Genomic DNA, 21,302 nt, shown 5'->3' with positions numbered 1-21,302 from the left:
TGGCCCAACGGGCTACGCAAACTGGTTCTGCAGGAAGCATGCGCCTCACGTCTAGCGTGTAGGGATGTTGCGACGGAATGGCAACAGGAAAGTCAAAACCGCCAGGGGCAAACCATTTCACGCCGCTTTCTTGGCCGCCTCCGCAAATCATCGCATAAGGGCTGTCGCGCCGCAGAATCGCCCGATCCGGGTGGCACAAGGCGCGTGCTGAATTTGGGGCCGGTCCGCGTGTGTTGAAATCCCTTCGTCTGCTTGTCCTGCCGCTGCTCGCGGCGCTGTTTGCCGCGCTCTGCCTGTCGGCCATGCCGCAGGCGCAGGATGCAGCGCCAGAAGCTGCTCCGGCCGCGCCGGTGGCCCTGCCCAATGTCATCGATGTCCGCGTCTCGGCTACGCCCGACCGGGCCCGCCTGGTGGTCGATCTGGCCGACAAGACCGAATTTGCTCTTGTATCGCTGAGCGAGCCGGACCGGCTGGCCATCGACGTTCGTGCGGCCACGTTTTCCGTGCCCGAACCATCAGGCAAGCCCGCCGGGGAGGGGATGATCGCCGATTATCTCGTCGAACAGGTCGCGCCCGACCGCGTGCGCACCACATTGACCCTGTCAGGCCCGGCCCAAGTGCAGCAGGCCTATATGCTCGATCCCTTCGAGGGCCAGCCGGCCCGGCTGGTAGTGGACGTTATTCCCGCCACAGCGGATGAGTTTGCCGCCAATGTCGCCCGCGACCTCGCCGCCTCCACCGAACCGGCGGCCGTTGCCTCGACGCCGGCCGGCGGCTCCGAACTGCCGATTGCCACCCGCCCGCTTGTGGTCATCGATCCCGGCCATGGCGGCATCGACAGCGGCGCCGAAACCACCGGCGGCATCAAGGAAAAGGATATCGTCCTCTCCTTCGCGCTGCGCCTGCAGGAATTGCTGGTCGAATCCGGACGCTTCGACGTGGCCTTGACCCGCGAGGACGACACTTTCCTGCGCCTCGAGGAACGCGTGGCCCTGGCCCGCACCAACAAGGCGGACCTCTTCATCTCCATCCATGCCGACAGTTTCCAGCAGCCCGAAATCCGCGGCGCCAGCGTCTATACGCGCGACGAAAAGGCCACCGACGTGCTCGACAAGGTACTGGCCGACAATGAAAACAAGACCGATGTCATCGCCGGCTTCGCCATGCCGCAAATGGCGCCCGAAGTGGTGGATATCCTGCTCGACCTGATGCGGCGCGAAATGCGCCACCAATCCTTCATGGCGGCACAGGCCATCGTCCACCAGCTCGAACCCAGCGTCGAATTGCGGCGTTTCCCGGTGCGGCAGGCCGATTTCTTCGTGCTGCAGGCGCCCGACGTGCCCTCGGTTCTGGTGGAACTGGGCTTCCTCTCCAACGCCGACGACATGGCCAACCTGCTGCGCGGCGAGTGGCAGGACCGCACGGCCGGCGCCCTGGCGCGGGGCATTTCCACCTATTTCGACAGCCTGACGACGGATGAATAGGCCGCCGCAAACACCGAAAGATACCAGCCGACCGCGTTACATTTCCGCCACGCAACAAGCACACACCGCTCAGCCATAGCCGCGTTGTGATGCACTTTCGCCACCCCGTCTGCTATGATTCCGCAGGCAAATCACCGAACAAGGCCCGAGCGGCCGCGGAGAACACGACTATATGCTGCGCTTGCTCGGCTGGATTTTTGGCTTTGGGATGTTCGCGGCCTTGGCGGCAATCGGCCTGGCCGCGGTTTATCTGACCAGCGTCTCCGCGGGGCTGCCCGACTATACCGTGCTCAAGGACTACCAGCCGCCGGTGACGACGCGCGTTCACGCTGCCGATGGTACGCTGCTGGCCGAATTCGCCCGCGAGCGCCGGCTGTTCCAGCCGATCGAAACCGTCCCGCCGCTACTCGTACAGGCCTTCCTTTCGGCCGAGGACAAGGATTTCTACTCCCATGGCGGCATCGCTGTGGATGGCGTGTTCCGTGCGCTGCGCGACAACCTGCTGGCGCGCATGGACGGCAACAATGCCATCCAGGGCGGCGGCTCCTCGATCACCCAGCAGGTGGCCAAGAACTTCCTGCTCACCTCCGAACAGACCTGGGACCGCAAGCTGCAGGAAGCCCTGCTGGCCATCCGCATCGAGTCGACCTTCTCCAAGGACCGCATTCTCGAACTCTATCTCAACGAGATTTTCCTCGGCCTCAATTCCTACGGCGTGGCCGCCGCGGCGCTGAACTATTTCGACAAGGCGCTCTACGAGCTGACCCTGAGCGAGGCCGCCTATATCGCCGCGCTCCCCAAGGGCCCCAACAACTACCATCCGTTCCGCCGCCCGCAGGCCGCCATCGAGCGCCGCAACTGGGTCATCGACCGCATGGTCGAGAATGGCTACGTCACGCTGGAAGAAGCCTCCATCGCCAAGGACGAGCCGCTCAACGTCATCCCGCGCGCCGGCGGCAGCCAGCTCTATTCGGCCGAGTATTTCACCGAGGAAGTGCGCCGCGAACTGGCCAAGCTCTACGGCGAGGACCAGCTCTATGGCGGCGGCCTCTCCGTGCGCACCACGCTAGAGCCGAGGCTCCAGGAATATGCCCGCCGGGCACTGATGGATGGGTTGATCGCCTATGATCATGGCAAGGGCTTCCGCGCCCCGGTCGCCAGCATCGAGATCGGCGAGGATTGGGGACTCGATGTCGCCAAGATCGCCCCGCTCAGCGACGTGCCGGAATGGCAGCTCGCCGTGGTGCTGGAAATGGGCGGCAATGAGGCCCGCATCGGCCTGCGGCCCGACGGCCTGGCGGGTGGCGCCGTGGCCGATGACCGAGTCGTCGGCACATTGTCCGGCCCGGAGATAAAGTGGGTCTCCAAGCCGTTACAGGACATTCTTAAAGTGGGAGATGTGGTTTACGTCTCCCCGGTTTCGGGCAAGACCGGCATCTATACGCTCGAACAGGTGCCCGAGATCGAAGGGGCGCTTGTCGCCATGGACCCACGCACCGGGCGCGTGCTGGCCATGGTCGGCGGTTTCTCCTACGCCTTGAGCGAATTCAACCGCGCCACCCAGGCCCTGCGCCAGCCCGGCTCCTCCTTCAAGCCCATCGTCTATGCCGCCGCGCTCGACAATGGCTATACGCCCGCCTCGGTCGTGCTCGACGCCCCCGTGGAAATCCGCAATGCCGACGGCTCGATCTGGCGGCCGGAAAACTACGCCCAGGAATTCTACGGCCCCCAGACCCTGCGCCGCGGCATCGAGCGCAGCCGCAACGTCATGACCGTGCGGCTGGCCCGCGACATCGGCATGCCGCTGGTGGCCGAATATGCCAAGATGTTCGGCGTCTACGACACCATGCAGCCGGTGCTGGCCATGGCGCTCGGCGCCGGCGAAACCACCGATATGCGCATGACGGCCGCCTATGCCACCATCGCCAATGGCGGCCGCAAGATCGTGCCGACCCTGATCGACCGCATCCAGGATCGCTACGGCGTCACCGTCTACAAGCACGACCAGCGCCTGTGCCAGGGCTGCGAGGCGACCGACTGGCACGGGCAGGGCGAACCGCTGATCGTCGATAACCGCGAACAGGTGCTCGATCCCATGACCGCTTACCAGATCACCTCGATGCTGGAAGGCGTGGTGCAGCGCGGCACTGGCACGGCGGCGCGCGTGCTCAACCGCCCGGTGGCCGGCAAGACCGGCACCACCAACGATTACAAGGATGCCTGGTTCGTCGGCTTCACGCCCGAACTCGCCGTCGGCGTCTATGTCGGCTACGACCAGCCGCGCTCTATGGGCTCCTCGGTCACCGGCGGCACCTTCGCCGTGCCGATCTTCACCGAATTCATGCAGAAGGCCCTCGAAGGCAAGCCGCCGACCCCGTTCAACGTGCCGTCAGGCATGACCACGGCCTGGATCAACCCCAATTCCGGCGTCAAGGCCTTCGACGGCGAATCCGCCATCCAGGAAGCCTTCAAGCCCGGCACCGGCCCGAACCTCATGACCTCGGTCATCGGTATCGACGTCAACACTTTCGACGCCATCCAGCGCGAGCAGATGATGCAGCAGCAATATGGCTCCGGCTTCGTCACCCAGCCGGGCGCGCAGCCGGTCCAGAGCAACGAGCCCGTCTACGATCGCTCGACCGGCCAGTGGGTCTATCCGGGACGCGGCGGGCTGTTCTAGTCGGGTTGCCGTCAGGAGTTGATCCTCGTGCCCGCCTCCGCTAAACGGGGCGCCGCTATTGAAGGAATTGTCCAATGCGTACGGAAATCGAAAAGACCGTCGCCGAAATCGAGCAGGTTCTGACCCTGCTGAGGAGGCATCTTTGACTGGGATACTGCTGAACTGCGCCTCGACGCGCTGACCGCCGAGACCGAATCCCCCGATTTCTGGAACGACCCCGAACAGGCCCGCGCCAAGATGCGCGAGCGCGACGAACTCGACGTGGCCGTCAAGGCCGTGCGCGAGCTCGAGTCGGGCATCCGCGACAATGTCGAGCTGATCGAGATGGGCGAGGCCGAAGGCGATGCCGAGGTTGTCACGGACGCCGAAAACGCCCTGATCGAGCTCAAGCAGTCGGCCCGTCGCCGCCAGATCGAGACGCTGCTCTCTGGCGAAGTCGATGCCAATGACTGCTATGTCGAAATCCACTCCGGCGCCGGCGGCACCGAGAGCCAGGACTGGGCCAACATGCTGCTGCGCATGTATACCCGCTGGGCCGAACGCCGGAAGATGAAGGTCGAAGTGCTGGAAATGCATGACGGCGAAGAGGCCGGCATCAAGTCAGCTACCATCCTGGTCAAGGGCCACAATGCCTATGGCTGGATGAAGACCGAAAGCGGCGTGCATCGCCTGGTCCGCATCAGCCCCTATGACTCGGCGGCGCGCCGCCACACCAGCTTTTCGAGTTGCTGGGTCTATCCCGTGGTCGATGATTCCATCGATATCGAAATCCGCGAAGCCGACCTCAAGGTCGATACCTACCGCGCCTCCGGCGCCGGTGGGCAGCACGTCAACACCACCGACTCGGCCATCCGCATCACGCACATTCCCTCGGGCATCATCGTGGCCTGCCAGCAGGAGCGCAGCCAGCACAAGAACCGCGCCACCGCCATGGCCATGCTGAAATCGCGCCTCTACGAGGCCGAATTGCAGAAGCGCGAGGAAGCCGCCAACGCCCAGGCCGCCAGCAAGACCGAGATCGGCTGGGGCCATCAGATCCGAAGCTACGTGCTGCAGCCCTACCAGATGGTCAAGGACCTGCGCACCGGCGTCGAAAGCGGCCAGCCCTCCGTGGTGCTGGACGGCGACCTGGATGAATTCATGGAAGCGGCGCTTGCACAGCGCGTGGGCGTTGCAACGGATGTTGCGGCTGAGGGGTAGGGATTTTAGCGGATACCCCCTCCTAACCTCCCCTGATAGGGGGAGGAACAGATCGAGAGTGTGGCACTATTTTGCCCCATTCACTAGGCAGCTCCCCCCCTGATAGGGGGAGGTTGGGAGGGGGCATCCCAATAAACTACCCCAACAGCGCCAGCAGCCGTTTCCCAGCTTCCAGGAACGCCTTGGGATTGATCGCGCTATCGCCCTTGCGCACCTCGAAATGCAGATGCGGCCCGGTGGAGCGGCCGGTGGAACCGACCTTGGCGATCGGCGTGCCGGTATTGACCGCCTGGCCGACCTCGCTGAGAAAACCCGAAAGGTGGGCATAGCGGCTGACCAGCCCGTTGGCATGGGTCACTTCCACCACATTGCCATAGCCCGATCTGGTGCCGACAAAGCTCACCACGCCCTTGCCGGCGCTGAACACCGTCGTGCCACTGGCGGCCGCGAAATCGAGTCCCGAATGGAAGGCCCGGCGTCCACTGAACGGATCGGTACGGTTGCCGAAGCCGGAACTCTGCCGGAAATTGCCTGATATCGGCATATGGACCGGCGCGTCGTCTATGCCGTCGCGCGCGGCCTTGTAGCGGACCAGCGCGGCCATGACGGCATTGGCATCGTCGATCATGGCCGAGGCATCGTCCTCGTCCTGCGGCGGCAGCAACGGACCGCCCACGCCATCCAGCGTCGTCGGCAGGTCGACCGGAATGCCGAGACCCGTCAGTTCCGTGACGATGCTGTCGGCGCGCGCCGTTGCCGTTTCGGCGATTGAGGTCATGGCAAATTGGGTTTCCCCCAACATCTGCGCGACGGCAGCAGCCGTGGCGTCGATATCGGGATTGCCATCGGTGCGCGGTGCCAGCGCCTGATCGCCGACGTCATGGGCGGGCAATGCCGCGGTCTCGATGCCCAGTTCGCCAGCCTTGTCGACCAGCACCCGCACCAGTTGATGCTGCTCGATCAGCACTTCCTGCTGCTGCGCCAACTCCTGCAATTGCAGGTTGATGTCGCCGGCCTGCGCATAGCTGCGCGAATGCAGCCGATCGACCTCGACGCGCAATTGCGCGATGCGGTTCTCGTAGGCCTCGATGACCTGTTCGTTCTTGCCGCTCAGCAGGCGCGCAATATCGGGTGACAGCAGGAAAGCGGTGACCAGCAGCGCATTGCCGGCGAGCAATACGGCAAACATGCCGTAGAACAGGGCAGGGTGAACGCCGTGACGCGATCCCTTGTCGGATCGCCCGAAACTGGCCTGACTACGCACCCCACTAACCCCGCGACGCTCACAGATATGGTGAGCGAAGTATGGCGCAGCATGGTTAATAAAGGCTATTTCCGGGCGGCGCCCGCCACATGCGCCTCAAGCGCCTCCAGCATTTTCTGCGCATGGCCGAGAATGCGCGTGGCCCGGATGATGCGCGCCACCCGCCCTTCGGCATCGATGATGAACGAGGTGCGGATCAGCCCCATGAATTCCCGCCCATAGAGCTTCTTGAGCTTCCACAGCCCGAAGGCTTCGATCGCCTGATGCTCGGGGTCGGCCGCCAGCGGCAGCGCGAGCCCGTATTTCTTGCGGAATTTCATATGGCTTTCGATCGTGTCGGGCGAAATGCCGACCAGCCTGGCGCCCAGTTCGGCGAAAGCTGCTGCCCGCTCGGAGAATTCCTTGTTCTCGTCCACGCAGCCGCCCGAATCGTCTTCGGGGTAGAAATACAGCACCACCGGCTTGCCGCGCTGCGCCGAAAGCTGGAATGTGCTGCCATCGTCGAGCGGCAGGGTGAAATCGGGAGCGCGGTCGCCTTCGGTCAAATCGGCCATGCAAACCTTCCATTCAGCACTTGCGGGTCACAATGTGGTGTCAGTGCCATAGTCCAGCCGGTATCATTGGGCAAGTGACCGCCTTCTGCGGTTGATTCTCGAGGTCTCGGCAGACCACGGCAAGCCTCTTTTCTGGAAGCAAGTGAGCGCGTCAACCTTACCCGCAGACACTTCGGTTACGCCGTCTGCGCAGCGCAAACGGCCTCCTGCCCGACACGCAGCGAAACTGGCCGTGTGGGTGCTCGGCATTCCCTGCGTCCTGGCCTTGCTGCTCTATCTCGTCCTGCTGATCACGCCTTTGCCGCTGCCCTTTGCCGGCCAGGCGGTGCGCTCGCTGGTCCAGTCAATGCTGCCGCCCACCTCCCAACTGGATATGGGCGAGATGAAACTGGCGCTGGAAAAGGGCGTCTGGCCGGTCATCCAGTTCACGCCCGTCACCCTGACCGACAGCAAATCGGGCGCCCATATTGCCGTGGACGCGCTCGAAGTCGGTTTTTCACCGGCCCGTGCCCTGTTCGGCCAGCCCGGCGCCACCATCACCATCGTGCGGCCGCATATCCAGATGGTGCAGGATCTGTTCGGCCCCCGCATCACCAGTTTCGAACTGCTCGATGATCCCGCAGGCGGCCTGCCCACGGTGCGCGTACAGGAGGGCGAGGATACGTTTCCCGCTGTCGGCATTTCTACCAGCGGCGTCGGCATGGCAGGCGGCGACCAGCCCATCGCCATGCGCTCGGACAACGAATGGCTGATCTACAATCTCGAGGCCAGCGAGCAGGGCATTGCCGACATTGTCGAGCAGGCCGCCCAGGGGCGCTTTTCCAGGCTCGTCATCCGCGACGGCGTCGTGGATATGAGCGATTCCGTCTATGGCCTGTTCCGGCGCTTCGAGGCCATCAATCTCGAAATCGGCCCCTCGCGCGATCGCCGCAACACATCAGGCACCTTCTCGGCCACTTTGGGCGGCCGCACCATGACCGGCAGCCTCTCGCGGACGCTCGGCGATGACGGCAATTCCCGGCTTGAAGCCGATGTCACCAATATCGACTTCGCCGCCGTCCTACCCTTCATCGACGACCCCACCAGCCTCGCCGCCATACGCGGGGCAGGGGCGCTGTCCATCGATGTCAATTTCGAGCCCGCTGCCGGCAAGCTGGTCGATGGCCGCTTCAGGATCGATCTGACCGGCCTCGACCTGCGCATATCAGAAGCCTATTTCCCCATCGCCAGCTCGATCCTGGATATCGCCTGGGAGCCGGAAACCGGGCAGTTCATCCTCAACGAAGCGGCCCTGCAGATTGGTCAGAGCAGCGCCTATGTCTCGGGCATCTTCGCCATGGGGCTGGACCAGGCTTTTGGCCCCACCGTCGGCATATCCCTCAAGGCCCGCGACGTGGTGATCCACCCCAACGACATGGCGGCGCCGGCCGAACCCTTCGACACGATGGAATTTTCCGGCTGGTCGGCTCCGCTTTACGGCGCCCTCGGCATCGACCGATTCCTCGCCCGCAAGGGCGATGCGACGGTCGAGACCACCGGCCGCATCGATATGCTGCAGGCCGGTCTGGGCCTGGACATGACGGTAGCCGGTCAGGGCGTCAGCGCCGACGACCTCAAGCGTCTCTGGCCCTATATCATGGGCGGCGACAGCCGCGACTGGTTCGTCGCCAATGTCACCGAAGGCACCGTTGCGCAGTCCCGCATGGATTTCCGCTTTCCCGTCGGAACGCTGGGACTCGAGGGCGAGGACAAGCCGCTGCCCGACAACAGCATGCAGATCGACATGATCGGCACCGGCGTCGCCATCAAGCCGACCGCCGAAATGGCTCCCATCGCCATCGACGGCGAAACGCGCCTGCAGGTCGATGACAGCAACGTCATCATCTCGGCTGCAGGCGGCAAGCTGACCACCAGCGTCGGCGAAATCCGCGTCAGCAACCCGGCATTGGTCATGGACAATGCCGACCCGGCCGAACGCATCTTTGAAATATCCGGCGATATCAACGCGCCGATCCCGGCGCTGCTTGACCTGGCCAATGCCCAGCAGCCCGACGCCCTGGCCAATGCGCAATTGCCGATCGATCTCGCATCCATCACCGGTACGGTCGATCTCGGCCTGGTCGCCACCATCACGCTTGCCGACGAAGCCAGCGGCCGGCCGATGGATATCGACTATGTCGTCAACGGCACCGTGGCCAATTTTGCCAGCTCCAAGCCGATCCAGGATCGCCATATCGACAATGGACAACTGGCCTTCAGCGCCTCCCAGGAAGGCTACCAGCTTGGCGGTACGGCCGATATCGACGGCATGGAAGCCGAAGTCGAAATATCGGGCACCCCCACCACCGACCCGACCTTCCGCCTGGCCTCGACCATAGACGTGGCCGACCTGGCCTCCATGGGGTTCGACGCCTCTGAATTCCTCTCCGGCCGCGTCCGCTTCGTCGCCCAGCCGCTGGCCGATGGCGCCCTGCAAATGGCCGTCGACCTCAAGGATGCAGCGCTCAATATCAAGGATATCGGCATCAGGAAGGCTGCCGGCACTTCCGGCACACTCAGCGCCACCATCCGCCCGCAGGGCGAGGTGACCATTCTCGACAATATCGACCTGTCGTTCGGCACCGTCCGGGCCATAGGCAGCATCACCTATCACGCCACAAACGGCCTGCAATCGGCCAATTTCAGCCAGTTCGGGCTCAGCAATGGCGACCGCGCCGAACTGGCCATGACACCGATCGACGGTGGCTATGCCGTGCGCATCAATGGCAGCCAGCTCGATCTCAAGCCCATGCTGCGCCAGTTCTTCGGGCTGGGCGAGGGCGCCGGCGGGGTCCAGTCCACCCAGTTCGACCAGACCATCGCTCTCGACGTCAATCTCGACCGGGCGCTCGGTTATTACGCCACCACGGCCTTCAACCTCGATCTCGACCTGCTGCTGCGCGGCAGCGACATGCGCCGCGCCAACCTGACGGCCCAGTTCAGCGACGGCAATGCGCTGTCGGTCACCACCAATCCGGCGCCCAAGGGCCGCACGCTCTCCGTCGCCTTCAACGATGCCGGCACCATCCTCCGGCTGCTCGGCGTCTATTCCCAGCTTGCCGGGGGCACCGGCAGCCTCGTCCTCACCACCGACCGCGATCTCGACGCCGAGGCCGGCCAGTTGCTGATGCGCGATTTCGCCATTGTCGACGAGGCCAACGTCGCCCAGGTCCTGGGCAATCACTCCGATTCCCGCGCCGCCATCGCCCGCCAGAACCGCCTCGATTTCGACGCGGCCCAGGTGGATTTCCAGCGCCGCTCCGACCGTGTGGAGGTGACCGACGCCGTGCTGAGCGGCGACACGGTCGGCGGCACCATGCGCGGCTTCATCTATACCAACCAGCGCCAATACGACCTGGTCGGCACCTATGTCCCGCTCTTCGGCCTCAACAACGCCTTCCAGCAGATCCCCATCCTTGGCCCGCTTCTCGGCGGGCGCGAGGGCGAAGGCCTCGTCGGCGTGACCTTCGCCGTGCAAGGCCCGCTGGACAATCCCCAGTTCCGCATCAACCCACTGTCAATGCTGGTTCCGGGCGCGTTCAGGGAACTGTTCGAGTTCCGCGCGAAGGAACAGCCGCCCGCGCAGTAGCCGAGAGCGGTATGACAAATTCGTACCAACGTGTTATTGTCGTCCCAGTGAGGTGCGAAATGTCCAAGGTACAAAAACGCTCGTTCAGTCTCACCGAAGAACAAGCTGCCTATATCGACGCCAAGGTCGCCGCTGGCGGCTTTGCAACGGGAAGCGAAGTGGTTCGCGCAGGGCTGCGGGCTATGCAGGAGCGCGATGCAGCACAGGATCGCTGGTTGAAAGAAGCCGTGCTGCCGGTAGTCTTAAAGATGGAAGCGCATCCCGAACGCGCCATTCCACTGGACGATGCCTTTGATCAGCTAGACGCGCTCATTGAAGACCGTGAAACGAAAAAGGCGTCTTGATGCGGAAGCGCCGCGTGGTGCTGGCGCCTGAGGCATTGGCCGACTTGGCGGCAATATCCACCTGGCTGCGCGAGGAGGCTTCAGCAGCCGTTGCGCAGCGTTATCTGGCCCGGATCAAGAAGCGTCTCGCAGGTCTCGCCCATGCCAGTGAGCGCGGCACGGTCCGAGACGATGTTGCCAAGGGCCTGCGCGTCATCGGCATTGCCGCATCGGCCAGCGTTGCTTTCCGGGTGCAGGATGATCGCGTGACCGTACTTCGCGTGGTCTACGGCGGTCAAAACTGGCAATCCGTCCTGACCACCGAGAGCGACGACGACTAAACCGGCTTGATCAACGCATGCCGCTTCTTGCCGACCGAGAGCTTGATGACGCCCTCGCTCAGCAGTGCATCCGTGCCCAGGCTCAGCTTGTCATCCTCGATGACCGCATCGTTGACGCGCACCGCGCCGGACTGGATGTGTCGGCGGGCTTCGCCGTTCGATGCGGCCAGCCCCGCTGTCACCAGCGCCGCCAGGATACCGATCCCGCCAGCCAGCTCCGCGTTCGACACGTTTGCCGTCGGTAGCGACAGATCAATGCCACCGGCCTCGAAGGTATTCGCCGCCGTCGCCGCCGCCTGTTCGGCGGCCTCCCGGCCATGCACGATGGCCGTCACCTCGGTCGCCAGCACCTTCTTGGCCTCGTTGATCTCGTTGCCGCCAAGGGCCGCGAGACGCGCGATCTCATCCAGCGGCAAGCGCGTGAAGATCTTGAGGAATTTTCCGACATCGGCATCTTCCGTATTGCGGAAATATTGCCAGAAATCATAGGGGCTGAAGAGGTCGCCATTGAGCCAAACCGCCCCTGACGCCGACTTGCCCATCTTCTCGCCCGAGGCCTTGGTCAGCAGCGGCGTGGTCAGCGCATAAAGCTGCTCGCCGCCCATGCGATGGTTGAGGTCCACGCCGTTGATGATGTTGCCCCATTGGTCCGAGCCGCCCATCTGCAACACGGTGCCGTAGCGCCGGTTCAGTTCGGTGAAGTCGTAGCCCTGCATGATCATGTAGTTGAATTCGAGGAAGCTCAGCGACTGCTCGCGGTCGAGCCGCAGCTTCACCGAATCGAAGCTCAGCATGCGGTTGACCGAGAAATGCCGGCCCACATCGCGCAGGAATTCGACATAGTTGAGCTTGAGCAGCCAGTCGGCATTGTTGACCATCAGGGCCGGGTTGGACCCGCCATAGTCGAGGATATTGCCGTAGACCTTCTTGATACTCTCGATATTGGTCTCGATCTGCTCGACCGTGAGCAGCTTGCGCTGGTCGTCGCGGAACGACGGATCGCCCACCATCGAAGTGCCCCCGCCCATCAGGCTGATCGCCTGGTGGCCGGTTTCCTGCAGCCAGTAGAGCATGGTGACGGAAATCAGGTTGCCGATATGGATCGAGGTCGCCGTGGCGTCATAGCCGACATAGCCGGATATCTTGCCCTTGGCAGCCAGCGCATCGAGCCCCTCGGGGTCGGAAATCTGGTGAATGAAGCCGCGCTCGTCGAGCACGCGCAGGAAATCGGATTTGAACTTGGTCATGTGACAATCGCCGAGATTATTGAGACCTCATGGTGAGCCTGTCGAACCACGAGGTCGGTGCACCCGGAACCTCGTCCTTCGATACGCTCAGGATGAGGTTCCTCCAAAGATCGCAGCTATGCGCCCTGACTTAGCGCCCGCCGCCGTCGGCGATCTCCTGACGGCGACGGTCGAGATATTCGGCGCAGCTGGCGGTCAGCTCATCCACCTTGCCCTCGAAGAAGTGGTTGGCCCCCTCCACGATCTGCTGCTCGATGGTGATGCCCTTCTGTGTCTTGAGCTTGTCCACCAGCTTCTGCACCGAGCTTGGCGGCGCCACGCGGTCCTTGTCGCCGTGAATGATCAGCCCCGAGGACGGGCAGGGAGCCAGGAACGAGAAATCGTAGAGGTTTTCAGGCGGCGCCACCGAAATGAAGCCTTCCACTTCCGGCCGGCGCATCAGCAACTGCATGCCGATCCAGGCGCCGAAGGAAAAGCCGGCAATCCAGCAGCCGCGCGACTCGCGGTTGATGACCTGCAGCCAGTCCAGCGCCGCGGCGGCGTCGCTGAGTTCACCAATGCCGTGGTCGAACATGCCCTGGCTGCGACCAACGCCGCGCGAGTTGAACCGCAGCACGGCAAAGCCGCGCTCGGCGAACATGTAGAAGAGATTGTAGACGATCTGGTTGTTCATCGTCCCGCCGAATTGCGGGTGGGGATGCAGCACGATCGCTATGGGCGCGTTGGGCTCCTTGCCCGGCTGGTACCGGCCTTCGAGACGCCCTTCGGGCCCGTTGAAGATCACTTCTGGCATGGTCTTGTTTCTTCCGGCCGTTCGGCTCTGTTGGTGTGGTTTGCGGAGGTCCCCTGTGGCGGCGTTGCGGCTTGACTAAGCCCGTTCCGCTCCCTAAAACATGGGTCGCAAAATCTAGTTTAGAATTATTCGAAACTCGGTTTTCAGCCGCTCTGCGGCCTGTAAGAGCGCCCCTTGTAATGAAGTTGGGCGGCAAATTTCAAGAAGTGTTTGAGCCAGCAGGCGCGTCAGCGCCTCGGCCCGGGCATGGAAGGCATGACCAGCGCGCATGCGCCACACGGGAAACCGATGACGAGACCGGCGATCTATCTTGATCATAGTGCCGCGTCCCCGCTTCTGCCGGAGGCGCGGTCGGCGCTCATCGCTGCCCTCGATCTGGTGGGCAATGCTTCATCGGTGCATGGCCATGGCCGTGCCCTACGCAACCTCATCGATACGGCCCGCGCGCAGGTGGCGGCCCTTGCGGGCGCCGAGCGCAAGCAAGTCGTCTTCACCGGCTCGGCCACCGAAGCCATCACCCAGGCAGTTGTCGGCGGCGCCAGGGCCTTTGCGGCAGGCGCCGTGGTGATCAGCGCCGGGGAACATGCGGCGGTGTCCAAGGCTGCCGAAGCCACGGGCCTGCCGGTCAAATCAATCGGGCTTCTGCCCGACGGCCGCATTGATCTCGATCAACTGGCCGGTGTGATCGCCATGGCGGAAGGCAATCTGCTGGTTGCCCTCCATTGGGTGAACAACGAGACCGGCGTGGTGCAGGACATGACCCGCATCAATGCCCTGGTCGGGCCGACGCGTCACACGCTTTTTATTGATGCGGTACAGGCCTTTGGCAAGCTGCCCCTCGATTTTGCCACCTCGGCACCCGATATGATGGCTGTCAGCGGCCACAAGATCGGCGCGCCATCGGGTATTGGCGCGCTGCTGGTCAAGGCTCATGCCGACACCGTCCGGCTGATTCCGGGCGGCGGGCAGGAGCAGGGCCGGCGCGGCGGCACCGAGGCGGCGGCGCTGATCGCGGCCTTTGGCGCGGCGGCGGCAGCCATTGCCGACCGCTATGCTGCGGCCGATGTTCCGGCGCTGATCGCGCGGCTTGAAGCAGGCCTGCCTGCGGATGCCACGATCTTTGGCGCCAATCGCCTGGGCAATGTCGTCAATTTCGCCGTGCCCGGCGTCAAGAATGCGACGGCGATGATGGGGCTGGACCTGTTGGGCCTTTCCGTCTCGTCGGGTTCGGCCTGCTCGTCCGGCAAGGTCGGGCCGAGCCATGTGCTGGCAGCCATGGGCGTGGCGCCCGAACTGGCCGATTGCGCCCTGCGCGTCAGCCTGGGCTGGAATTCCACCGGTGACGACGTTGACGCGTTCCTCGCCGGTTACCGATCCGTCCTTGAGCGCCACCGGGCGCGGCAGGGGCAGGCGGCATAAGCCGCCATAGAGTTTAGACGGCTTGCGGCGACCTTGAATCGCCTGCCAGCAAATAGGAGAAGCCACTATGGCGGACTACGATATCCCGACGCTCAAGGAAGAGATCGATCGCGAAACCGTTGAATCGGTGCTGGCGCTCGACGTCGACAAGTACAAATACGGCTTCGAGACCGATATCGAATCCGACATGGCCCCCAAGGGCCTGAGCGAAGATACCGTCCGCTTCATCTCCGCCAAGAAGAACGAGCCCCAGTGGATGCTCGACTGGCGCCTCGAAGCCTATCGCCGCTTCCTGACCATGACCGAGCCGACCTGGGCCAAGGTGCATTATCCGGCCATCGACCTGCAGGACATGTATTACTACGCCGCGCCCAAGTCGTCGCCGGCGCCCAAGAGCCTCGACGAGGTCGATCCGGCCCTCATCGCCATGTATGACAAGCTCGGCGTGCCGCTGAAGGAGCGCGAAATCCTGGCCGGCGTCGAACGCCCGCAGGTGGCTGTCGATGCGGTTATGGACTCGGTCTCCGTCGTCACCACCTTCCGCGAGGAACTGGCCAAGGTCGGCATCATCTTCTGCTCGATATCAGAAGCCATCCGCGAGCATTCCGAGCTTGTGCAGAAGTACCTGGCCTCGGTGGTCCCGGTTTCGGACAACTACTATGCCACGCTGAACTCGGCTGTCTTCACCGACGGGTCCTTCGTCTACATCCCCAAGGGCGTCCGCTGCCCGATGGAATTGTCGACCTATTTCCGCATCAACGAGAAGAAGACCGGCCAGTTCGAGCGTACGCTCATCATCGCCGAGGCCGATAGCTATGTGAGCTATCTCGAAGGCTGCACCGCCCCGATGCGCGACGAAAACCAGCTTCACGCCGCCGTGGTGGAACTGGTCGCGCTCGACAATGCCGAGATCAAGTATTCCACCGTCCAGAACTGGTATCCCGGCGACAAGGACGGCAAGGGCGGCATCTACAATTTCGTCACCAAGCGTGGCGACTGCCGCGGCGTCAATTCCAAGATTTCCTGGACCCAGGTCGAAACCGGTTCGGCCATCACCTGGAAATATCCGAGCTGCATCCTGCGTGGCGACGGTTCGCGCGGCGAATTCTACTCGATCGCCATTTCCAACGGCTATCAGCAGGTCGATAGCGGCACCAAGATGCTGCATCTGGGCAAGAACACGTCCAGCCGCATCATCGCCAAGGGCATTGCCGCCGGCTTCTCGGACAATACCTATCGCGGCCAGGTCTCGGCCCATGCCAAGGCCAGGAATGCCCGCAACTTCACCCAGTGCGACAGCCTGCTGATCGGCGACAAATGCGGTGCCCACACGGTTCCCTATATCGAGAGCCGTAACGGCACGGCCGTCTTCGAACACGAAGCCACCACGTCCAAGATTTCCGACGACCAGATGTTCTATTGCCAGCAGCGCGGCCTCAATGAAGAGGAAGCCGTGGCGCTGATCGTCAACGGCTTCGTCCGCGACGTGCTGCAGCACCTGCCGATGGAATTCATGGTCGAAACCCAGAAGCTGATCTCGATCAGCCTCGAAGGCAGCGTGGGCTGACATGACCGCCGCTCGCCGCGACATCATCAATATCGCTGATGTGCCGACGCGCACATTCCATAGCGGTCCTCGCTTCGAGGCCGCTCTGGGCGATATTGACGGTGCGCTCGGCACGACCCAGATCGGGGCGACGCTGCATGTCGTGCCGGCGGGAAAGACGGCGTGGCCGTATCATCGCCACCACGGCAATGACGAGCTTTACTTCGTCGTCTCCGGCAGCGGCACCTACCGCATCGGTGACCGCCGCCTGCCCATCAGGGCCGGCGACCTGATCGGCGCCCCGGCCGGCGGCGAAGCGCACCAGATCATCAATTCGAGCGATGCCGAATTGCGCTATGTCGCCTTTGCCAATCACGGCCGCGCCGATGTCATCGAATATCCCGACACGGGCCGTGTGTCCGTCGACATAGCTCATGGCAACGACAAGGAGCCGATGTCGGTCTTCAGTATCGCCGGAAAGCTGAGCCCGTTGGACTATTGGGAAGGCGAAGACATGGGCGAGGGAGAAAAACCTTGAACCAGCAGGCCACCATCATGGCTGAGCCCGTCGATATCGCGGAGAAGATGGCGCTTATCACCGAGCATTGGCGTCCGCGCGTCGCCGCCGAATTCACCGGCCAGGAACTGCGTATCGTCAAGGTGCAGGGGGACTTCCCCTGGCACTTCCATGAGGATTATGACGAGGTCTTCATCGGCTGGAAGGGTGAGGTGCGCGTCGAATTCCGTGATCGCACGGTTACCGTTCGTCCGGGGCAGGTCTTCGTCGTGCCGCGCGGCATCGAGCATCGCACCGTTGCCGACAGCGAGGCCGAGGTGCTGTTCATCGCGGCCATCGGCGCACGCAATACCGGCAATGTCGATGACCACATCTATACCGCGCCAACGGGGGTAAGGGCATGACCGAAACCCGTAACCCCGTCGTTTCGCTTGCTGGCCTGGCGCTCGATGCCTGGGAGCAGGGCAGTCTCTACAAGTCTGCCGATACGTCCTTCGGCAAGCTGCTGGGCCTGCGCACCCTGGGCATCAGCTACAATGAAGTGCCGCCGGGCAAATCGAGCTGCCCCTTCCATAGTCACCACGTCGAAGAAGAGCTCTTCATCGTGCTGGAAGGCGAGGGGACCTATCGCTTCGGCGACCAGCGCCTGCCGTTCAAGGCCGGCGACGTGCTCGGTGCGCCCAATGGCGGCCCGGAAACGGCACACCAGATCCTCAATACCGGGTCGGTGACGCTCAAATATCTGGGCATTGCCAACAATGCCGATACCGAAGTCTGCGAATACCCGGACTCGGGAAAATTCCAAGTGACGAGCCGCAGCTCTGCCGATCGTCGCCTGCGCCATTGCGGCCGCGAAGGCCAGAACCACCTTGATTACTGGGACGGCGAACCCGGCGCCTGAGGGCGACGCAGCCGTCTGAACCGAATGACTGGAGACCGAACGATGACCACCCCGATCCTTGAAATCCGCAACCTGCATGCGCGCATCGAAGAGCGCGAAATCCTCAAGGGGGTGAACCTCACCATCCCGGCCGGGCAGGTCCATGCCGTCATGGGTCGCAACGGCTCGGGCAAGTCCACGCTGAGCTATGTGCTGGCCGGCAAGGAGGACTATGAGGTCACCGAAGGCGAAATCCTGCTCAATGGCGAGAATATCCTCGAAATGGAACCGGCCGAGCGCGCCGTCGCCGGCATTTTCCTGGCCTTCCAGTACCCGATCGAAATCCCCGGCGTTGCCACCATGACCTTCCTCAAGGCCGCCATGAACGCCCAGCGCAAGGCGCGCGGCGAGGGTGAACTCTCGACGCCCGATTTCATGCGCGCCGTCAAGGAAGCCGGCGCCCAGCTCAATATCGACGCCGACATGCTGAAGCGCCCGCTGAATGTCGGCTTCTCCGGCGGCGAGAAGAAGCGCGCCGAGATCCTGCAGATGGCTTTGCTCAAGCCGACTCTCTGCGTGCTCGACGAGACCGATTCCGGCCTCGATATCGATGCGCTCCAGGTCGTGTCCAAGGGTGTCAACGCCCTGCGCGCCGATAACCGCTCCATGCTGGTCATCACCCACTATCAGCGCCTGCTCAACCACATCGTGCCCGATGTGGTGCATGTGTTCTCCGATGGCAGGATCGTCGAAAGCGGCGACAAGGACCTGGCGCTTCAGCTCGAAGCCAAGGGTTATGCCGACTTCGACGGCGCGGCGGCCTGACCCATGCGCCAGACCATGCCCGTCCGGCTCGGAGCAGCCGAAGATACATTGATCGCCCAGCTCAAGAGCGTGGGCGCCGACGCGACCGCCGAACGGATCACCGTTGCCGGCCTGCCGACGCGCCGCGTCGAAAGCTATCACTATACCGACCTGAAAACCCTGCTGCGGTCCATCCCGCCGCTGGCCCAGGCCGCCAATGAAGCCAGTGCGCCCGCTCTGCGCGTTCCCGGCGCCTATCAGTTGATGATCGCCAATGGCGTCATCCAGTCCGCCTCCACGGCCCCGGCCGGCGTCATCGTCGGCAAGGCCGCCGGCGGCGTGCTGACCACCCGTGACGACGTGCTGGTCCATCTCAATGGCGCCTTCGCCAGGGAGAGCCTGACCCTGACGCTGGAAAACAGCGTCGATCCGGTGATCCAGATCGACCGCCGCAGCGAGGGCGAGGCCGCCCATGTCGCGGATTCGCTCAAGGTCTTCGTGGCCGATGGCGCTTCCGCCGTCATTCTCGAAACCTTCTCGGGTTCCGATGCGGCCCATGTCGGCAATCACGCCACCTATATGGTGCTCGGCAAGAATGCCGTGGTGACCCATATCACCATCGACCTGTCGCCCCGATCAGCCAGCCACTTCGCCAGCAACGAATATCATGTGGGCGAGGGCGCCAAGCTGCGCACGCTGGTCATCCATGCCGGCGCGGGCCTGGCCCGCACCCAGCTCTTCCCGCGCTATGAAGGCGCCGGCGCCCATGGCGACATTACCGGCCTCAACCTGGTGGTCGACGGCCAGCATGCCGACATCACCATGGATGCCAGCCACGCCGTGCCGCATACCTCGTCCCAGCCCTTGTTCAAGTCCGTCGCCCGCGGCCGCGGCAAGGCCGTGGTGCAGGGCAAGCTGGTGGTGGCCCGCGACGCGCAGAAGACCGATGCCAAGTTCATGCATCAGGGCCTGATGCTCTCGGACGAAGCCGAAATCCTCTCCAAGCCGGAGCTGGAAATCTACGCCGACGATGTCGTCTGCGGCCATGGTTCGACCTGCGGCAAGCTGGACGAAGACTCCATGTTCTATCTCACCAGCCGCGGCATTCCGAAAGATCAGGCCGAAACCATGCTGGTCCGCGGCTTCATCGAGGAACTCGTCGACCCGATCGAAGATGAAGCCCTGGCGGAAGCCCTGCACGGCATCGTGGATGGCTGGTTGCTGGGGAAGTAAGCCGGTGGGTGGGGGGGCCACCCCCACCCTCACTCCCTCCCCACAAGGGGGAGGGATGCACAAGAGCCGACAGTTCAGTGTGACGCGAAACGTGCCACATCGTCTCCCTCCCCCTTGTGGGGAGGGACCAAGGGTGGGGGTGTCCCGCCCACGGAACTTGCAATGACCTTCGACCTCGAAAAAGTCCGCGCCGATTTCCCGATCCTCAGTGAGCAGATCCACGGGAACCGGCTGGTCTATCTCGATAGCGGCGCCTCCGCCCAGAAGCCGGTGCAGGTGCTCGACCGCATGGACCATGCCTTCCGGCACGAATATGCCAATGTCCATCGTGGCCTCCACACGCTCGCCAATCGCGCCACCGAGGCTTATGAAGGCGGCCGCCACGCGGCCCAAAAGTTCCTCAATGCGGCGCGTCCCGAAGAAATCGTCTTCACCAAGTCGGCCACCGAGGCGATCAACCTTGTCGCCTCCTCCTTTGCCGGCCCCCGCATCGGGGCAGGGGACGAGATCGTCACCACGATCATGGAGCACCATTCCAATATCGTGCCGTGGCATTTCCACCGCGAACGCAAGGGCGCGGTCATCAAATGGGTCGATGTCCGCGACGATAGCAGCTTCGATCTCGACGCCTTTGCCACCGCACTGACCGACCGGACCCGTATCGTCGCGGTTACCCATATGAGCAACGTGCTGGGCACGGTGACCCCGATAAAGCAGGTCATCGAGATCGCTCATGCCAAGGGCATTCCGGTGCTGATCGACGGCAGCCAGGGCGCCGTTCATACATCAGTGGACGTCCAGGCGCTCGACGCCGATTTCTACGTCATGACCGGCCACAAGCTCTACGGCCCCACCGGCATCGGCGTGCTCTACGGCAAATACGACCTCCTTGCCGAAATGCAGCCCTATCAGGGCGGCGGCGAGATGATCGACGTCGTGACCATGGAAACCGTCACCTATAACGAGCCGCCCCACCGCTTCGAGGCCGGCACCCCGCCCATCGTCCAGGCTATCGGGCTGGGCGAAGCGCTTGGCTACATGGAAAGCCTCGGCCGCGACGCCATCGCCGCCCATGAGCACGAGGTCGCCGAATATGCCCATGAACGCCTCAGCCGCATCAATTCGCTGCGCCTGATCGGCACCGCGCCGGGCAAGGGCGGCATTTTCTCCTTCGAGATGGCGGGCGCCCATGCCCATGACGTCGCCACCATTCTCGACCGCTACGGCATTGCCGTCCGTGCCGGCACGCATTGCGCCATGCCGCTGCTCAAACGTTTCGGTGTCACCTCTACCTGCCGCGCCTCCTTCGCCCTATATAACGGCAAGGACGACGTGGACGCGCTGGTGGACGGCATCACCCGCGCCCAGAAATTTTTCGCGTAAGCGAGG

General features: G+C 63.4%; 18 protein-coding genes. 14 read left to right on the top strand and 4 right to left on the bottom strand.

The features are described 5' to 3' along the window. The first annotated feature begins 233 nt into the window (after positions 1–233). The 3 genes from NVV79_RS15460 (at position 234) to prfB (ending at position 5,364) form a co-directional block, all read left to right on the top strand. Positions 234–1,484 carry an N-acetylmuramoyl-L-alanine amidase gene (locus NVV79_RS15460; protein ID WP_303991273.1) on the top strand — a complete coding sequence of 417 codons (1,251 nt, stop codon included), beginning with the start codon at positions 234–236 and terminating at the stop codon, positions 1,482–1,484. 172 nt (positions 1,485–1,656) lie between these two features. Continuing rightward, entirely contained in the window at positions 1,657–4,164 is a 2,508-nt protein-coding gene (locus NVV79_RS15455) for a penicillin-binding protein 1A (RefSeq protein ID WP_303991272.1), read from the top strand. A 74-nt stretch (positions 4,165–4,238) separates the two neighbouring features. Further along, positions 4,239–5,364, top strand: a protein-coding gene (prfB, locus tag NVV79_RS15450; protein WP_303991271.1) for a peptide chain release factor 2 whose coding sequence is annotated in 2 segments (ribosomal slippage) — positions 4,239–4,307 and positions 4,309–5,364 — 1,125 coding nt in all. Because the reading frame shifts where the segments join, the coding sequence is not laid out codon by codon here. A gap of 136 nt (positions 5,365–5,500) precedes the next feature. Here the strand turns inward: prfB and NVV79_RS15445 are convergent. Next, a complete protein-coding gene (locus NVV79_RS15445; RefSeq protein ID WP_303991270.1) occupies positions 5,501–6,628 on the bottom strand; it encodes a M23 family metallopeptidase in 1,128 nt (375 codons plus the stop codon). A gap of 65 nt (positions 6,629–6,693) precedes the next feature. Then, positions 6,694–7,182: a peroxiredoxin gene (locus NVV79_RS15440; RefSeq protein ID WP_303991269.1), complete on the bottom strand. Its 489-nt coding sequence runs from the start codon at positions 7,180–7,182 to the stop codon at positions 6,694–6,696. Positions 7,183–7,414: 232 nt separating this feature from the next. Here NVV79_RS15440 and NVV79_RS15435 point away from each other — a divergent pair, with 232 nt between their 5' ends. The 3 genes from NVV79_RS15435 to NVV79_RS15425 are packed head-to-tail and all read left to right on the top strand — an operon-like array spanning position 7,415 to position 11,474. Continuing rightward, on the top strand, positions 7,415–10,810 hold the full coding sequence (locus NVV79_RS15435) for an AsmA-like C-terminal domain-containing protein (RefSeq protein WP_303991268.1): 3,396 nt from the start codon (positions 7,415–7,417) through the stop codon (positions 10,808–10,810). A gap of 59 nt (positions 10,811–10,869) precedes the next feature. Next, on the top strand, positions 10,870–11,154 hold the full coding sequence (locus tag NVV79_RS15430) for a type II toxin-antitoxin system ParD family antitoxin (RefSeq protein WP_303991267.1): 285 nt from the start codon (positions 10,870–10,872) through the stop codon (positions 11,152–11,154). Next, positions 11,154–11,474: a type II toxin-antitoxin system RelE/ParE family toxin gene (locus NVV79_RS15425; RefSeq protein WP_303991266.1), complete on the top strand. Its 321-nt coding sequence runs from the start codon at positions 11,154–11,156 to the stop codon at positions 11,472–11,474. The genes NVV79_RS15430 and NVV79_RS15425 overlap by 1 nt, the downstream gene beginning before the upstream one ends. On the opposite strand, the gene tyrS is transcribed toward NVV79_RS15425, so the two are convergent. Then, positions 11,471–12,721 (bottom strand): tyrosine--tRNA ligase, encoded by a 1,251-nt coding sequence (gene tyrS / locus NVV79_RS15420; protein ID WP_303991265.1) that lies wholly within the window; start codon positions 12,719–12,721, stop codon positions 11,471–11,473. The genes NVV79_RS15425 and tyrS overlap by 4 nt on opposite strands. Positions 12,722–12,851: 130 nt before the next feature. After that, complete coding sequence (locus NVV79_RS15415) at positions 12,852–13,514, bottom strand: alpha/beta hydrolase (protein ID WP_146288983.1); 663 nt, start codon at positions 13,512–13,514, stop codon at positions 12,852–12,854. A 288-nt stretch (positions 13,515–13,802) separates the two neighbouring features. Between NVV79_RS15415 and NVV79_RS15410 the strand changes: the two genes are divergently transcribed. The 8 genes from NVV79_RS15410 to NVV79_RS15375 all read left to right on the top strand — a co-directional run bounded on the left by NVV79_RS15410 (position 13,803) and on the right by NVV79_RS15375 (position 21,296). Then, positions 13,803–14,933, top strand: coding sequence for a cysteine desulfurase family protein (locus tag NVV79_RS15410; protein ID WP_303991264.1), 1,131 nt, complete (start codon positions 13,803–13,805; stop codon positions 14,931–14,933). Between the two features lie 67 nt (positions 14,934–15,000). Beyond that, positions 15,001–16,500, top strand: coding sequence for a Fe-S cluster assembly protein SufB (gene sufB / locus NVV79_RS15405; RefSeq protein ID WP_303991263.1), 1,500 nt, complete (start codon positions 15,001–15,003; stop codon positions 16,498–16,500). A gap of 1 nt (position 16,501) precedes the next feature. Next, complete coding sequence (locus NVV79_RS15400) at positions 16,502–17,017, top strand: cupin domain-containing protein (RefSeq protein WP_303991262.1); 516 nt, start codon at positions 16,502–16,504, stop codon at positions 17,015–17,017. Continuing rightward, complete coding sequence (locus tag NVV79_RS15395; RefSeq protein ID WP_303991261.1) at positions 17,014–17,400, top strand: cupin domain-containing protein; 387 nt, start codon at positions 17,014–17,016, stop codon at positions 17,398–17,400. Before NVV79_RS15400 ends, NVV79_RS15395 begins: the two co-directional genes overlap by 4 nt. Next, complete coding sequence (locus NVV79_RS15390; RefSeq protein ID WP_303991260.1) at positions 17,397–17,897, top strand: cupin domain-containing protein; 501 nt, start codon at positions 17,397–17,399, stop codon at positions 17,895–17,897. Before NVV79_RS15395 ends, NVV79_RS15390 begins: the two co-directional genes overlap by 4 nt. Positions 17,898–17,951: 54 nt before the next feature. Continuing rightward, positions 17,952–18,701, top strand: a complete 750-nt coding sequence (sufC, locus tag NVV79_RS15385) for a Fe-S cluster assembly ATPase SufC (RefSeq protein ID WP_146292949.1) — start codon at positions 17,952–17,954, stop codon at positions 18,699–18,701. A gap of 3 nt (positions 18,702–18,704) precedes the next feature. Next, positions 18,705–19,913 (top strand): Fe-S cluster assembly protein SufD, encoded by a 1,209-nt coding sequence (gene sufD, locus NVV79_RS15380; RefSeq protein WP_303991259.1) that lies wholly within the window; start codon positions 18,705–18,707, stop codon positions 19,911–19,913. 162 nt (positions 19,914–20,075) lie between these two features. Beyond that, positions 20,076–21,296 carry a cysteine desulfurase gene (locus tag NVV79_RS15375; protein ID WP_303991258.1) on the top strand — a complete coding sequence of 407 codons (1,221 nt, stop codon included), beginning with the start codon at positions 20,076–20,078 and terminating at the stop codon, positions 21,294–21,296. Positions 21,297–21,302 lie beyond the last annotated feature (6 nt).

This window comes from Devosia ginsengisoli, from assembly GCF_024707105.1.
Lineage (GTDB): Bacteria > Pseudomonadota > Alphaproteobacteria > Rhizobiales > Devosiaceae > Devosia > Devosia ginsengisoli_A.
The sequence above is the reverse complement of the archived record's forward strand: the minus strand, read 5'-3'. Positions and strand labels throughout refer to the sequence as shown.

Bases quoted from the DNA above. Each gene is read 5' to 3' on its own strand.
- NVV79_RS15440 (WP_303991269.1), bottom strand. From the start codon at position 7,182: ATGGCCGATTTGACCGAAGGCGACCGCGCTCCCGATTTCACCCTGCCG.
- NVV79_RS15430 (WP_303991267.1), top strand. From the start codon at position 10,870: ATGTCCAAGGTACAAAAACGCTCGTTCAGTCTCACCGAAGAACAAGCT.
- NVV79_RS15425 (WP_303991266.1), top strand. From the start codon at position 11,154: ATGCGGAAGCGCCGCGTGGTGCTGGCGCCTGAGGCATTGGCCGACTTG.
- tyrS (WP_303991265.1), bottom strand. From the start codon at position 12,721: ATGACCAAGTTCAAATCCGATTTCCTGCGCGTGCTCGACGAGCGCGGC.
- NVV79_RS15410 (WP_303991264.1), top strand. From the start codon at position 13,803: ATGACGAGACCGGCGATCTATCTTGATCATAGTGCCGCGTCCCCGCTT.
- sufD (WP_303991259.1), top strand. From the start codon at position 18,705: ATGCGCCAGACCATGCCCGTCCGGCTCGGAGCAGCCGAAGATACATTG.
- NVV79_RS15375 (WP_303991258.1), top strand. From the start codon at position 20,076: ATGACCTTCGACCTCGAAAAAGTCCGCGCCGATTTCCCGATCCTCAGT.
- sufB (WP_303991263.1), top strand. From the start codon at position 15,001: ATGGCGGACTACGATATCCCGACGCTCAAGGAAGAGATCGATCGCGAA.
- NVV79_RS15390 (WP_303991260.1), top strand. From the start codon at position 17,397: ATGACCGAAACCCGTAACCCCGTCGTTTCGCTTGCTGGCCTGGCGCTC.
- NVV79_RS15455 (WP_303991272.1), top strand. From the start codon at position 1,657: ATGCTGCGCTTGCTCGGCTGGATTTTTGGCTTTGGGATGTTCGCGGCC.
- NVV79_RS15415 (WP_146288983.1), bottom strand. From the start codon at position 13,514: ATGCCAGAAGTGATCTTCAACGGGCCCGAAGGGCGTCTCGAAGGCCGG.
- NVV79_RS15400 (WP_303991262.1), top strand. From the start codon at position 16,502: ATGACCGCCGCTCGCCGCGACATCATCAATATCGCTGATGTGCCGACG.